Raw genomic sequence first — 14,548 nt, forward strand, 5'->3', positions numbered from 1 at the left:
TATAAGGACTAGGTAAATCAGCGAAACAAACTATTTTCTACGGTTTAACCAAATTCACCCAATCTGTTTGCGCACCGCATCTTCGCGGAATTCGCTGGGTGAACAGCCAACCACTTTTTTAAACACACGGCTGAAAGAGATTGCGCTTGTATAACCGATCTGCTCAGCCACCTCCTGCATCGGTGCTTGCGATTCCGCGAGCAGTCGCTGCGCCACCTGTATGCGGATATCAATCAGGAAGTCGACGAACTTCTGTCCCGTTTCCTCTTTAAACAGCTTGCTCACATATTTACTATTAATGTTAAAGGTTGAACTGAGGTAATCAAGCGACATATTCGGATTGGCGTACTCTTCTTCAATGAACTTCCGCATATCACGAATCGTAGCTGCATGCAGACGCTTGTCCTGCGCTTCCAGCAGAGCCGTGTACAAACTGTTCAATACGCTCAAAGATTCTTCCCGCATTTGTTCGAGGGAATGGCAGTCGTCCATGACTTTACTAAGCCTCGGCAGACCCTCCTGCACCCATATTTCTTGAGACTCTTTGGTCATCCCTGCCATTTCCCGCCCCAAATAATAGATTAAATAGTTCATCAGATTCGTAATTTCATCTTTGGTTAATAGACCAAGCTTCATTTCGCCAAAAAGCTCGTCATACTTCGCCTTCCATTCATCTTCGAGAAGTCTGAACGACTGAAGGATGGAGCGAATTGCATTGAGATGTGAAAAAACTTCGGCTTGACCGTGATTGGCGATATGCTCACTTGTGATTAGCCTGTTTTCGCCAAGCACAATTTTATAGGTAAGCGCCCTTAGCGCTTCTTTATACGAATTTGCAACGCTGGAAAGCTCTACAACCTGCTCACCAATTCCAATCGTTACCGTAAACTTCAGGTTCTCCTGAGCCCACACACGAACGTTATCAAAAAGCTGTAGTATCGAAGAACTGCTGGCCTCCTCTTCGCTATCGCTGAACACCATGACGCTAAGCTGATAAGCGGAAGTCCACTCTGCCCAAAGCACGAGCTCGTATTTCGGAGCGAGCTCCTGAATGACGCTGCGCAGCGCAAATTTGAGAAGATTCTGATCTTTGCGTGCATATTGACAGCAGAAATCACTGTATTTATCCATTTCGATCACCAGTACCACTTGTCGATCGGCAGTGTAGGGAAGCTCCAGACTGCTTGTTTCCTCCACCCATTCATCATGCGTTAGCCCCGTGTCGCCTTCGATGAGCTGATGGAATAAGTACCTCGTTCGGAGATGCCTGTCTTCTTCATGCTTTTGCTGATACTGATTCGATTGCTCAATAATATTGGACAAAGCCGATTCGATGAACGAAAACTCATCTCCCCCCTCCTTGGACAACGGGAGGCGGTAACCACGAATTCGCGCCACAATCTGCTCTAGTGGCCTCGAATTGCGCCGGGTCACATAAAGCAGCCACACAAATCCAACCACAATCATCGCGATTCCGATAATAAACCAAACGTTATATAGCGAGGACATAACATGAAACACCTTGCCGTTAACAAGCCCGCTTTGATAAGACCATCCCGTATAGCTCGATACATAATTCGAGAAAATCCTTGTCTGTTCGTTTGAACTGGAATCACGAAACAAATCGTTGCCCACGGCGTCCCGCAGGCCGATATAGCTTGTCTTCGAATCGTACAGATCGGCGATGCTGGTCCGTAAAGAATCCGTCGCCACATTGACGACGATCATTCCTTTCTCGCCAGTGATGAAGGGTGCGCCCCGCACCAAGCTGACTACAGGTTTGCTCCCTTTTACAGAAAATTGCTCAAAATTTCTTACGCCTGACCATTTTTTACTTGCTAACGGATCCTTAGCCCTCTGAATAAACGGCTCGTCCTTGTAGCTGCTTAACTGATCGCTTGTTGCATTACTGAGCACAAAGTTGTCATCAAACCGCACCAAATAGATCGAATCAATCATGGGGTACGAGGAGATCATATCCTGCATTTTTTTGACCGCGCTAATATGGATGAAAACATTACTTTTGTCTTCATTATTAAAGAAATTGATCAATTCCTTATTATTGATCGTTTCCATCATGACCATGTTGTCAATCGCCTTCAGCGAAGTGTCGATCAGGCGCATCGCCTGTAAAGACAACATTTTATTGGCATTTAGCGCTTCTTTGCGGCTTTGTTCACTCAGCACCTGAAAAAACACGAAAAACGTAAACGTGACCACGATAATAAAGATCGGCATATAGGAAAGCAGCAGCCGATTAAATAACGTTTTCCTCATGTTCAGCCTCCATTGTTCAAACGGAATAACGACGGTGAGCAAACCGGAGCATGGATCGCATGGATGGCTCTGCCTTTTTTGCGTCTTCCTACCAGTGTACACGCTTACATCTGATATCGTCCACACGAAGTCACACCTATCGGCCTTATTTGTAATGCTTAGGACTGACCCCTACATACTTTTTAAAAATCCTCGAAAAATACGTGCGTTCCATATAACCTAGCTTTAGTGCAATCATCTCAATGTTGTATTGTTTTTCTTTTAACAAGCCGCAGGCAATTTTCATTTTGAATTGATGGTAGTAATCAACGAAATTCACGCCGGTTTCTTGCTTGAAATACCGTGAAAAATAGCTCGGATTCAGAAATAAATAATCGGCAATATCCACCATCGAAATATTTTCAGCCAAATGATCCGTTATATACCGGTCGATTTGCTGCAGCTTCGGCTTTTTGTCTATCGCCATATGGATGGATGCTGTGTGCAGCTCTTCTAATTTGCAGCTGATTAGTTCAAGACTCTCTTTTAACCGCCTGCACCTCAGCAAGCAGCTATGAAACGTTTCTTCGCTTTTATGTTTAACTTCCAGTTCGATCAGACGAATTCGATGCGAGCATGCTGCCAGGAACATCCCCGACTCAATTCGCTCTTCACGAGCGAAAGCTTCTAAGGCACACAGGGATTTCGTAATCCCATCGATATTGGCATCTTTGACTTTGACGGCTTCTGTGATCCGATCCCACTGTTCCTCCAGCGAGTGATTGACATTCCACAAGGGAACTTCCAACAATTTGATCGCCCCAAACGTATCGTCTTCATAAAAAGATGACTTCTGCCACATCTTCATCGTCTTATAATTAGCTCTTATTCCCTCCACGCCTTTAAAAGGAATCCCATAATGAAGGAACACATCCATCTTCAAATACTGTTTAATCAGTTCACGTAAAGACAGTAAATAATCCTTAAACAGCGTTGTCGTATTCAGGCTTAGGTTCGGCTGATAATTATAAATACATATCAATTCACCGTCAGAATCTGAAAATAACGTGACCTGCTGCTGCGACTGCAAGGACAAGTCATTAGCTATGTTCCCCGCCGCATACAACAGCAAATTCATATCTTCAAATCTATACTGCTTATAGACGGAAGCCCTGTGAAAGGAACCTATCGCCATAAGAAAGTGCGAATGTCCCCAGTTGATGCCTAACCGCTTCCCATAACTAAGCATCTCCGTGGCAGATGATGTTGTTAGAAGCTGCTGAAAGTACGTCATTTTGAGTAAATCCTTATTTTTGATCAAATCTTGTTTATACACGATGTCCTCTACTTGATTCTTGGCCTCCGTTAGCAGTTGAATGGCTTTGCGTAGACTCTCACCCAGCTGTTCAGAGGTTAATTCATCCTTAATCAAATAGTCGACTGCATCTAATTGCACAGCTTTTCTGGCATAATGAAATTCTTCATGACAGGTTAAAAAGACAACCTGAAGCTCAGGCTTTAGTACTTTCAGCTGAGCTACCAGTTCCAAACCATCCATTTGCGGCATCCCAATATCCGTAATGACCAAATCGAGCTGCGTTTCTTGGAAGGTCTGCAAGGCACTTTCTCCAGAATGTGCCGTCGCAGCAATCCTCAGCCCCAACGATTCCCAAGGTATCAGTTTCGTCAAATATTTGATCATCGGCACATCATCATCTACCAACATGACATTCAACATGCAGATCCCCCTGTATCTAATTTCTCTGTAAATCCGAGTCTAACGGTCAAGCCGCCGAGCTCACTCTGTGTGCATGACATGGATGAGCCTCTGCCATATGTCATTTTCAGACGTTGATAAACATTCCACAGCCCCACCCGTTTATCCGATTGCCAGGCTTCTGTATCGTGCGAGCTTTGCAGCTCGGCATTGAGATGATCTATTTGCTCCGCACTCAGTCCCAACCCGTTATCGGAGATAACAATTTCCATGCTATTATCACTTTGCGCAGCGCGAATGACGATTCGAGGCTGATCGACGGCTTTCTTAAAGCCATGTACAAAAGCATTCTCCACGACAGGTTGAAGCAGAAGCTTCGGGAATTCTAGGGTAGCAAGCTCTGGAGGAAGCTCAATATCCAACTGAACCACAAGATCACTGCGCATCTGCATGATGTCCACATAATGAAACAACAATTTGCATTCATTCCCAAGGCTAGAGGGTTCATTGAACTTCATATATGCCCTTAATAAGCTCATTAAAGAATTAATCTTTTGACTATGAACCATCTCGTTGTCTAAAGCTAAATTGCACTTAATTGAATTCAGCGTATTCATCAGGAAATGAGGGCGAATCTGCGAATAAAGCGCTTGAAGCTCTAATTCACGCTTATGCTCTTGCTCCTGCTCGTTTTCCACGATAAGCTGGTTGATTTGTTCCAGCATAATATTCAGTGTTCGGCCCAAATCCGAAATTTCATCCTTGCCATCTTCTTCAAACCGAATCCGGCGATTGCCATTTCCAAATTGCTTAACGCCAGCTTGAAGCTGCCGTATGGGCCGATGAAGCCGCTTCGCTACATACATGGAGACGACGAAAAAGATTAGAAAAAAAGGAATGATCAGCAGCAGCGTAATGAAAAATGTTCTCGTAATTTCACCGGTAGCTTGCTCGTCCGGCGTTTCACTAATGAGCTTCCAGCCTGAATATTGGATTAAACTTTCATTTCTAATGCTGTTTTTTGCGGTAGCGTCCATGCCATAAGAAACATCCGGATTCCCGGCAATCATTTTGCCCTCGGCATCAAACAAAGCCAACTTCGAAGTACTTAACTGAGTGAACGCTTTCATAAAGTAGCGCTCAGGTATGGAAATAAACAATGTACCCAGCTGCTGTGTATCACTTGGTGATTTGATTACCCTTGCAAGCAAGTAGGCCTTGGTGGTAAATGAGTTTGCCCCCTGCGTTGGCACGGTTCCAAGCCATTGCAAAATATTGGGCTTTGACAGATCCACACGCCATTTGACGGCTTCGTACTGCTGCCTCGTCATCTCTGGATCTGCTCCTTGAATCTCGCTGGACTGAACGATAAATCCCGATTGATTGGACACGTACATGAGAATATCCGGATTCATCGTTTTCACATCAACCAGACTGAAAAAGTCTTTGATTTGCAAATAGGTCTCAAAATCATGGAAGCTTTCAATCCGCTTCATAGCCATAAAATTGCGCAGCTGTTTTTTCACATTTTCATCCTGAACAAAAAAGTTCGAAGCATACGTCATATCATCAACCGTTTTGGATATATCCTTGGCAATGACGGTAAGCACAGTTTGATTGCTGAGGAAGATTTTCTCCCTCACATTTTGATGCGTAATCGAATAATTAAGAAATGCAGCAACGACAGTCGGCAGCAAAATAAAGCAGAGAAATGAGATTTGAATGCGTCGATAAAAAGAAAATCGAAATAGTGAGTTTATTCTCATAGGAACTCCTTCTGCCTTCTGGATGCTTAACATTCAACTCCCCCTATCATAGCATAACGCCTGTTATCCTATGAACGAAAAACATAGAGGACGTTGTTACGCCCTCTATCCAGTGTGTCCATAAGGACCCTATTTCGCATTTTGTTTGACGATTTTATCCGATTCATCCATCATCCACTTCTGAGCTTCCTCAGCTGTCGTATTGTCGAGCATAAATTTGCTAAAGCCTTTTTCCAGAATGCCCTTCAATTGGTTACCGTAAGAAACGGAGATGGCAGGATCAAAATTCGTTTTTATTTTCTTATCAAAAATGGTTGCTTGCAGCGACGTTACATCGATAATATCCGCCGCTTTGCCATATAGGCGATCTACAATCGCTTTGGGGTCAGCCTTTTTATACCCGGATAATTCAAGCCTTGCCTCTTGCTCCGTCGTCATATAACGAATGAAATCGTAAGCTTCTTGCTTATGCTTAGAGTTGGAGGCAACCGAAACGTAAGATCCACCTATGTTCGTAATGCCTTGTTCACCGCTTTTGGATGCACGAGGCAGCGGAGCAATAACCGATTTGAATGTGTGCGGATACTTCTCTTTGTTCATCACATTGTCGAGCATGAATGGCGCCGTTGCCAGCATAGCCGCTTTGCCGTTCAAATATTCCGTAATATAGCTTAGCTTCGCGCCAACAACATCGGCCAAAGGTTTAACGGATTTATCGTCTTTCTCCATGGAGCGACGCAGATTGAAGAAATACGCAAACGAAGGATCGTTAAAGCCAGGCTTAAGGTCACTTGTCAGATAAGGACTTTTAAGATCGGAATACGCAATTAGATTCGTATACTCGCCCCATGTATGGAAATAAGCGCCGTATCGTTTATCGTTCCCTTCGCCTTTCGAAAGTTTTTTGGCATACTCCCGAAAGTCGTCCCATGTCCAATCGAAGGACGGCAGCGGAAGATTGGCTTCCTTTAGCGCCTCCTCATTGATGAGTACAAAATAAGGACTGGATGTCAGCATCGTCGCGTAATATTTCCCATTCACTTTCGGATTCATGTAATAATCTTCTTCCGGCTTTACATTTCCTGTTGCGTACAACTCATCTAGCGGAGCAAGGACGCCTGCAGCCGCTCTGGCCAGCGTTTCATCGATGTTCCCATATTCAAGGACGTCGACCTCTTCACCGGAAGACATTAAGACATCCATTTTCTTCATGCTTTCCACGGAATTTCCGGGAACTAAAGAAATATTCTGTACCTTAATATTCGGATATTTGGCTTGAAAAGCATCGATCATCTTCTGGCGTGCAACCTGATTCGTTTCATTATCCCATGTGTAAAATTTGAGATTCACCGGCTTTGCAACCGCTTGTGTTGCAGCAGGTGCTGCGCTTGTCGCAGCTGCGGAAGATTCTGCATTGCCTTTATCAGAACCCGTGCTGCATGCGCTCAAAATTGACATCGTTAATAAGGCGCTGCTCAGCAAAATAGCCTTTCTATTTGTCATGTGACGTCCCCCAATTGGTCGATTTTATTGTTGATATCCCGTATTTTACACGGATTATTACCCCAAAATGGTATAATATTTTGCGCTCTTTGTGTGATATCTTTACCATCTTATCTGTCGCTATCAACCTTTCACTCCGCCAAGGGCGATGCCTTTGATCACTTGCTTTTGCAGGATGATAAAGATAATTAATAGTGGCAAAATTGCAGCAACAGAGGCCATCATCAGTACGGCGTAATTGTCGGCAAATTCATTTTTAAAAAGCTGCAACCCAAGCGGAATGGGATACAATTGCTTCGATATAAGGAAAATCAGCGGATTCTGATAATCGTTCCAGACCCAAATAAATTTAATAATCGCTACCGTTGCCAGAATCGGCTTGGATAACGGCAGGATAATTTGCACATACATTCTAACATATCCGGCTCCATCTATTTTCGCCGCTTCCAGATATTCACTATGAATGGAGACCATGAACTGCCGCAGCAAGAAGGTAAAATAGATCGTCGAGAACATCCCCATGAGCATTAATCCCGCATGCGTGTTGTACAAGTGAAGCCACTTGAGCAGCAGATAACGAGGCACCAGCGTAGATTCGGCAGGGATAATCATCAAAGAAAGCAAAATGCCAAATGCCGTGTTGCGCCCACGAAATTGCAGCTTCGTAAAGGCAAATGCCGCCATGGAAGAGAAGAGCAATGTTGCAAGGGTTATCGTGAGCGCTAACTTTAGTGAATTATAATAAAACAAAGGGAATGGGACGCTGCTTAGCCAAACTTCCTGGAAGTTGTTAATCAAGTTCCACTTGGTTGGGATCCACTGAATCGGGAATACCATGACATCCTTCTCATACTTCGCAGCCGCCGAGAGCATCCAAAGCAAAGGCAGAAGGAATAGCAGCGAAAATAATCCCATCAATAGCGTAGTGATCCACTTCGGTATATCTATCTTTTTCAATAACAAGCAAGCCCTCTCCTTTCTGCTATTCGTAAGCGGAATGCTTCTGCAATCGATAAGCAATCAATGTTACGACACCAATGACAAGGAACAAGACCCATGAAATTGCCGAAGCGTAACCCATCCTGAAGTTCTGGAAACCTTCCTCATAAATCCGGTAGACAAGCACAGTTGATGAATCATTTGGCCCCCCTCCCGTAAGAAAAGCAATTAAATCAAACACTTTAAAGGATGACATTAACGTCGTAATAAACAAGAAGGACGTTGTCGGTGCAAGCAAGGGTAGAGTAATCCGGAAGAATTGCTGGAAAGAAGAAGCGCCATCCATATTGGCCGCTTCATAAAGCTCATCCGGGATATTCGTCAATCCAGCAATAAAAATAATGATTTGATAGCCCAGTGCAGCCCATATCGCAATAATCATGATGGATGTTAACGAGTAGTGGGTATCTGCTAACCATTTTGGAGGATTGTTGATCCCTAGGCGGAGCATGAACTGATTAATCGGACCTAGGGATGGATGATACAAAGCGCTCCAAATCGCGCCAAGAGCCGTTATGGAAGAGATATACGGAATGAAAAAAGCGATCTTAAAGTAGCTTTGCCCAAACACTCTCGCATGTATGAGGACCGATAGTATCAAGGCCAGTACAAGTCCAATGGGCACTGTTATTGCCGTATACGTTAAGTTGTTTTTTAAGGCCATATAGAACTTATCGTCCTCGAATAGCAGCCTAAAATTATCGAGTCCGATTACCTTAATACTTGAAAGTCCCCCAACTAAGTTCCATTGGCAAAAACTTAAAAATAAGGAGAATAAGACTGGAAATACACCTAGAATTAGCATACATAGATAGACGGGCGATAGAAATAACCATCCCGCGAGTGCTTCTTTTCTTGATTGGTTCCAGAAAGCTCTTGGCGATGATGCAGACGAAGTTAAAGCAACCCTTTCTGAATTATTGATCAACATGCCGTTCACCTCTCTAAATAAGTGTCATCGTATAGATCTACTATAAAGCCTTTTCATTTTCACCTATGAATCTGATATTTTACTGATTTGTGTATTATTTTTACTTTTTGTACCAGACAAGGATAAACGACTTCGTCGTCCTATGAAAACTCCAAAAGCCCAGCGGAATTCCGACATGGGCTTTACTAAGGGGAACTACAGACCTCTATTTGAGATAAAATAAGCGATTTCTACTCTATGCGGAACTACAGGCTCTAATTTGTCCACAATAGCACGTTTTTCAGGAGAAATTAGCAAAATAGCGGAACGTAGATCCCCTTAAGCATGGATTATGTCGGTTTTTATTGAAATAACGTCGTGTAGTTCCCTACCAAGGATAACCGACTTCGTCATCCAAGGTAGATGCAAAGAAAAAGATTGCCAACCACCTGACCTAAATGGTCTGGTAGAAAGCAATCTCTTCGAGATCATGCTTTATTTCGCGCTGATTCCAGCTAAAAGCCTTTTCAGCACAACCACCGATTCTGCTCGAGTGGCATGTTCCTGCGGGGCAAATTCTTGCTCTGTTCGGCCATTCATTAAGCCAGCGTCCACAGCAAGTTCCACGACGTGTTTGGCCCAATCACTGACTGCGTTCTCATCGCTGAATAGGATCGAGGTACTTGCCGTCATATCTTCTACTTTCGTCCCAGTCACCTGAGCCTTCGCTCTCATGAGCATGGCGGTCATTTCTTCGCGCGTAATGTTCTTCTCCGGGGCAAAAGCATCATCAGCAACTCCGTTGATCAACCCTGCTGCATAGGCTTTCTTCACGGTGTCCTCATACCAGGAGCCTGCTGCGACGTCAGCAAAAGGATTAAGCCCCGCGCTTTCCTTTAGGTTCAATGCTTTGGCAATTAAGGTTGCGAACTGCGCTCTGGTTACATTCGTATCCGGTGCAAAATGATCGTCATCCATACCTTCCACAATCTGTTTGTTGACCATCAGCATAATATCCGACTTGGCCCAGTGATCGGTAAGATCGCTGAAGATTTTGGTAAAATCGGCGGATTTACTAAGAGCGATGGATTGATTTTTCAAATTGTGATCCACGATTTTCATAGAGGTCCATGTGATTTGGGAAGACCCAACCTTCTTAGCTTTAAAGGTGATGGTTCCGATGTCTACATTCCCCTTCTCGCCATCCACTTTCCCCACTTTGGTGTGCGCGAATGTCACTTCGTTGTTCTTCACAATGGGCGAAACGGAGAAACCCTCTATCTTGGTATCCGCTTTGACGACTTCGAGCTTGCTGGCATCAAAGGAGAATTTCGCTTCATACGCGTATAAATCCTGAATATTCTCCCCTTGCAACGTAACGGTAAATTCGCCTGTAGACTCGGGATCCGAAGTCTTCATCACAAATTGAGATGCGTCCTCCGCATAGGCCGGACCAAGTAAGGCTAAGGAACAACCAAGATTGCAGACTAATGTGGCAAGTATGATTTTACGTCTCATTATGAGCCATCCTTTACGCTTTATTGGATTATTTTTGCCGCTACAAAAGCAAGGTCGTCAATATCGATATGTCCATCACTGATAACGTCCGCTTGCTTAGCTTGCTCCCAATCCGGGTTGCTTGTATCTTTGCCGTAATGGGCTGCTACGATGGCCAAATCGCCGATCGTTACTTTCATATCGTTCGTAAGATCACCAGGAACGCCAGGGATCGGAGCCGTAATCGCAACGCTGTAGCTAGAAGCTGCCGCTTCCGCTTCGCCCCCCTCTGCATCGCCCAGTACCGCCTTCGAAATCGTCATTGTCCCCGTCTTATTTTCCGTGAATACTTTGGCTCTAAAAGTCAGTTCCACAACTTGCGCGTCATTGCTAATTCCATGAGCTGCGCCTTGACTAGCCATGATGAGCCGCAGCTTACCCGTTGATTGCCTAATCGGCTCCAGAATGGAGACGCCATCCATCACCGATCTAGCAGACACGAATTCAATCGCATTCGCGTCGTAATTCAGCGTGACATCTTGCGCAAATGCTGCTAATGTCAGGTTTTTCAATCCGAATGTGACCTTGAATGTTTCTCCCGTTGCCACCGTGCTGCCACCTGTTAGTTCTGTCGATAACGACGCAGGTGGCGTACTTAACGTAACCACAAGAACAGGTCGATAAGAAGCATTGGCATGCTCTCTGGAAGCGTAACTTACGTCCCCTTTGGCTCCCTGATTCGACGTGGACGCAATCAACAGCGACATTTTCTTGTCAGCGGCCAGCGCGCCATTTACTTGATCTGTGACATCAAATTGGGCAGGCGTATAGGCCGTTGTAAGTGCCCAAGTCGCGAATGCCGTCCCTCCGGCTGGCTTATTATTCCAGTTAACTGTCGTCTCTCCCCAGCTATTATCCGTCACAATCTGAGCCTGATTCGTTGTACCGGACATGCTGACACCAACTGGAATGAGCGTAACCTTAGCGCTTGCAATTGTGTCAGAAATGGAGGCAAGATCGAATCGCAAGTACGATTGCCGGGCATATCCTGCAGCATCCTGCTTGGTTACCAGACTATCTGCTGTCCCATAGTTCGTACTGGCATAAGTGCCGTCGCGTACATAAACATCGGCTTCAGGTAAAATCGTAAGGATTGGAACCGGTGTGGCGGACAACTCATTTGAAAGGTTGCTTTCACCCACTGCCTGATAGGCCACTACGGCAAAATAGTAGGTCTTCCCCGTTTCCAAGCCAGTGACGGCAACTTGATTGGAGGAACTTACCGAAGTGACATCGAGCGTTCGGGTATAAACACCTGGAGCTGTGCCATACTTCACTCGGTATCCAGCTGCTCCTTGCACGCCTGTCCAAGACAACACAACTTGCGAAGCGCCGCCTTCTGCACTTACCAAAACAGGCGTTTCCGTACTGGAAGGCGTCTTCCTACTGAACTTGGCTGCGAATGTCTTACCGAAAGCCCCGTTGGTTTGAACGACCATTTTGATCGTTGGACTGAATTGGGTAACCGTGATACCAGGATCGAGGGAAACGACTCCAGCTGCGCTGCGATTAATTTCCACTTGAATCGTTCCTGTGTTTGCTTTCGTCGGATCAGAAATCCCGATGTGGATTTCCCCATTTGTTTCAAGCGTTGTAACAGACGCTTTTCTGTCGCTTGTGATAAGTGGTTCATCGTTCGCATAAACCGTCTTCGTTACATCGCTCCAGAAATTAGCTCCAACGGCATGCAGAGACGTGTCCATCACGGCATGGGCATCAGCAGAATTCTCCAGAATTTGAATATCTGGGTTAGCCGCATAGATCGCCGTTGCAGCCGCATCCTTGCTTGGCAGCACAACATAAGCGTAAGAGGCATTTGCAGGTGATTTGCCATGATTGAAAACCAGGCTAAGATAAGAATTCGTCACTTGATCCGTGTTTCCTCCTGTATTTATCTGCTTCCATGTACCTGATCTAGATTCACGTAGTCCAGCTATGGATGCACTTCCTGGAAAATAATAACCGATATCGGAACCTGGCACATTCCCTGCCAGATGCGCCCAATGCGCGTTATTCATTGACTCCGACCATCCGAGTCCGCTTGGCTTGGTGACACCGTCTACAATGAACGTATTATCGGCACTTTCATTTAACTTACGGTTCTCGACGATGGTTTCAACCGTGCGTGCGGTATCGGTACTTGTTATTCCTGAACCTAATGCAACGATTTGATCACCCAGCATAAACCATGATTTTTTGCCTTGCAAAGGACTTCCCGTATTTTGAGAAAGCGAGAACTGCATCCCGGATGAACCGTAGAGTTGATCGACCGAAGAACCGCCTACCCATGTGTTCGGGTTCGCATAGTTTTTCCAGTCAACAGGCGTTCCACTGCCATAACCGTCTGTTGTTGTACCAGGAAGACGATACATATTGATAGTAGCCCAGTAATTATCGCTGTACTGCTTCAAATCGTTGTTGTACAGAGTCGTCATGCCAACGCCCGTAAACCACCCCTTGATATTTTCACCATTGCCATATTCAAAAGCGGAAACACGAGGCGAGAACATGCTGATGCCCAATCCAAAATGTTCGCGAAGCTGGGAAACACGGTCCATTCCCGGGAATTGGAATTGACCCACCAGCTTGCCTTGAGGAGCGATCGCTGAATCACTCATCAACCTTTTGCCGAGAATCATGTCAAACATACTTGCCCCCGTGTAATAATTCGCGAAGGTAGTATCGGTTGAGATCCATTCCTTGACCATCCGCTTGATTTTCAGCGCTTGTTCAGGCGGTGCTCCTTCTGCCAAACGAAGCATACTCAAGATAATGGAGCGACCCGTTGTATGATCATTACCGTTTTGCCGTGAGATTCCCCGTCCTTTCAGGTTATCCATGCTAGCTCCCATATAAATAAGCGGCTTATAAGATTCTTCGACCCATTTGTACACATTAGCTACATTCGGATCTGTGATACGCCAGGAAGATCCGCTCAATAAGTACATCAGATCCGCCATTCTTCCGAGCAGCACGTCCCCATATCCGCCTGTGTAGGCAACATAAGTATGCTGAATAAACGATCCATCCTCGTAAAAACCGTCTCCGCTTTTTACATATAGAAATGCGGGACTCATTGAATCCCTGCCTTGCGTAATTTTAGCGCTCGATTTGCCGATAACGCCGCGTAGAGACACCACATATGCTTTGTCCAGTAAGTTCGCGCCTGTTTCGACGACTGAACTAGCTGTTCGTTTGCTCGGATTAGGGACAAATCGGTCAATGGCCCGCATGTAATTATCAATCTGAGTTTGTGTCAAATCTTCATACATCAGCACAAGCGTGCTATTGACGAGCTGAGGTGTGCCAATTTCCCAGTCCCACCAATTGTCATATTCACTTTTGGATTCCTTATAGCGATTGGCATAAGCCCAGTCCAACCCGCTGATGATATCATTTTTGAGACTTGGAAGGTGATAGAGCGGTGAACCGATCGTCGAATAAGCAATTGCCATTTGATTTAATCGCGTATAGTGTGATGAAACTTCGCTTGATTTCGTCGTACTTTTCAAATCAGTCCATAAGTAGGTTCTGTTCGCTGCTTTATTCATCGTGTCCCAGTAGCCGGTCAAATTCTCATTGCTTACGGCATCACTCTTAAATTTGATGTTCACGGAGATATCCGGGTCATTCGGATCATAGCCGTTTCCTCCCGTGAAATAAGTAAACATATTAGCACGTAACGCGTCGAATTCATCTGTAGGATTGGATGCTGCTGCTGCATGTGGCGTAAATGGGATGACATACATGAGAACGAGCAACGTAAGAATGAGTTGACATGTTATCTTTGGTTTCATTCGTACCTCCTTCAACGGATACCTTAGGTTAATAAAGCTAGAC

Annotated in this window: 8 protein-coding genes; all 8 read right to left on the reverse strand. The window is 45.1% G+C overall.

The annotated features are described in order from the left end of the window. Positions 1-54 precede the first annotated feature (54 nt). The 8 genes from AC58VC_RS04215 to AC58VC_RS04250 all read right to left on the reverse strand — a co-directional run bounded on the left by AC58VC_RS04215 (position 55) and on the right by AC58VC_RS04250 (position 14,505). Positions 55-2,277 (reverse strand): helix-turn-helix domain-containing protein, encoded by a 2,223-nt coding sequence (locus tag AC58VC_RS04215; protein WP_497367561.1) that lies wholly within the window; start codon positions 2,275-2,277, stop codon positions 55-57. Positions 2,278-2,422: 145 nt separating this feature from the next. After that, the gene (locus AC58VC_RS04220; RefSeq protein WP_497367562.1) at positions 2,423-3,994 is read right to left on the reverse strand and encodes a response regulator; all 1,572 of its coding nucleotides are present in this window, start codon (positions 3,992-3,994) and stop codon (positions 2,423-2,425) included. After that, positions 3,988-5,772 carry a sensor histidine kinase gene (locus tag AC58VC_RS04225; RefSeq protein ID WP_497367563.1) on the reverse strand — a complete coding sequence of 595 codons (1,785 nt, stop codon included), beginning with the start codon at positions 5,770-5,772 and terminating at the stop codon, positions 3,988-3,990. Before AC58VC_RS04225 ends, AC58VC_RS04220 begins: the two co-directional genes overlap by 7 nt. Before the next feature lie 96 nt (positions 5,773-5,868). Continuing rightward, the gene (locus tag AC58VC_RS04230; protein ID WP_497367564.1) at positions 5,869-7,242 is read right to left on the reverse strand and encodes an ABC transporter substrate-binding protein; all 1,374 of its coding nucleotides are present in this window, start codon (positions 7,240-7,242) and stop codon (positions 5,869-5,871) included. Positions 7,243-7,365: 123 nt separating this feature from the next. Continuing rightward, entirely contained in the window at positions 7,366-8,157 is a 792-nt protein-coding gene (locus AC58VC_RS04235) for a carbohydrate ABC transporter permease (protein ID WP_497367905.1), read from the reverse strand. 67 nt (positions 8,158-8,224) lie between these two features. Beyond that, a complete protein-coding gene (locus AC58VC_RS04240) occupies positions 8,225-9,172 on the reverse strand; it encodes a carbohydrate ABC transporter permease (RefSeq protein WP_497367565.1) in 948 nt (315 codons plus the stop codon). A gap of 474 nt (positions 9,173-9,646) precedes the next feature. Next, the gene (locus tag AC58VC_RS04245; RefSeq protein ID WP_497367566.1) at positions 9,647-10,669 is read right to left on the reverse strand and encodes an S-layer homology domain-containing protein; all 1,023 of its coding nucleotides are present in this window, start codon (positions 10,667-10,669) and stop codon (positions 9,647-9,649) included. A gap of 20 nt (positions 10,670-10,689) precedes the next feature. Further along, a complete protein-coding gene (locus tag AC58VC_RS04250) occupies positions 10,690-14,505 on the reverse strand; it encodes a polysaccharide lyase family 8 super-sandwich domain-containing protein (RefSeq protein WP_497367567.1) in 3,816 nt (1,271 codons plus the stop codon). Positions 14,506-14,548 lie beyond the last annotated feature (43 nt).

The organism is Paenibacillus sp. J22R67, from assembly GCF_059692175.1.

Coding starts and splice junctions, on each gene's coding strand:
- AC58VC_RS04240 (WP_497367565.1), bottom strand. CDS start 9,172: ATGTTGATCAATAATTCAGAAAGGGTTGCTTTAACTTCGTCTGCATCA.
- AC58VC_RS04220 (WP_497367562.1), bottom strand. CDS start 3,994: ATGTTGAATGTCATGTTGGTAGATGATGATGTGCCGATGATCAAATAT.
- AC58VC_RS04245 (WP_497367566.1), bottom strand. CDS start 10,669: ATGAGACGTAAAATCATACTTGCCACATTAGTCTGCAATCTTGGTTGT.
- AC58VC_RS04225 (WP_497367563.1), bottom strand. CDS start 5,772: ATGTTAAGCATCCAGAAGGCAGAAGGAGTTCCTATGAGAATAAACTCA.
- AC58VC_RS04230 (WP_497367564.1), bottom strand. CDS start 7,242: ATGACAAATAGAAAGGCTATTTTGCTGAGCAGCGCCTTATTAACGATG.
- AC58VC_RS04250 (WP_497367567.1), bottom strand. CDS start 14,505: ATGAAACCAAAGATAACATGTCAACTCATTCTTACGTTGCTCGTTCTC.
- AC58VC_RS04215 (WP_497367561.1), bottom strand. CDS start 2,277: ATGAGGAAAACGTTATTTAATCGGCTGCTGCTTTCCTATATGCCGATC.
- AC58VC_RS04235 (WP_497367905.1), bottom strand. CDS start 8,157: ATGGGATTATTTTCGCTGCTATTCCTTCTGCCTTTGCTTTGGATGCTC.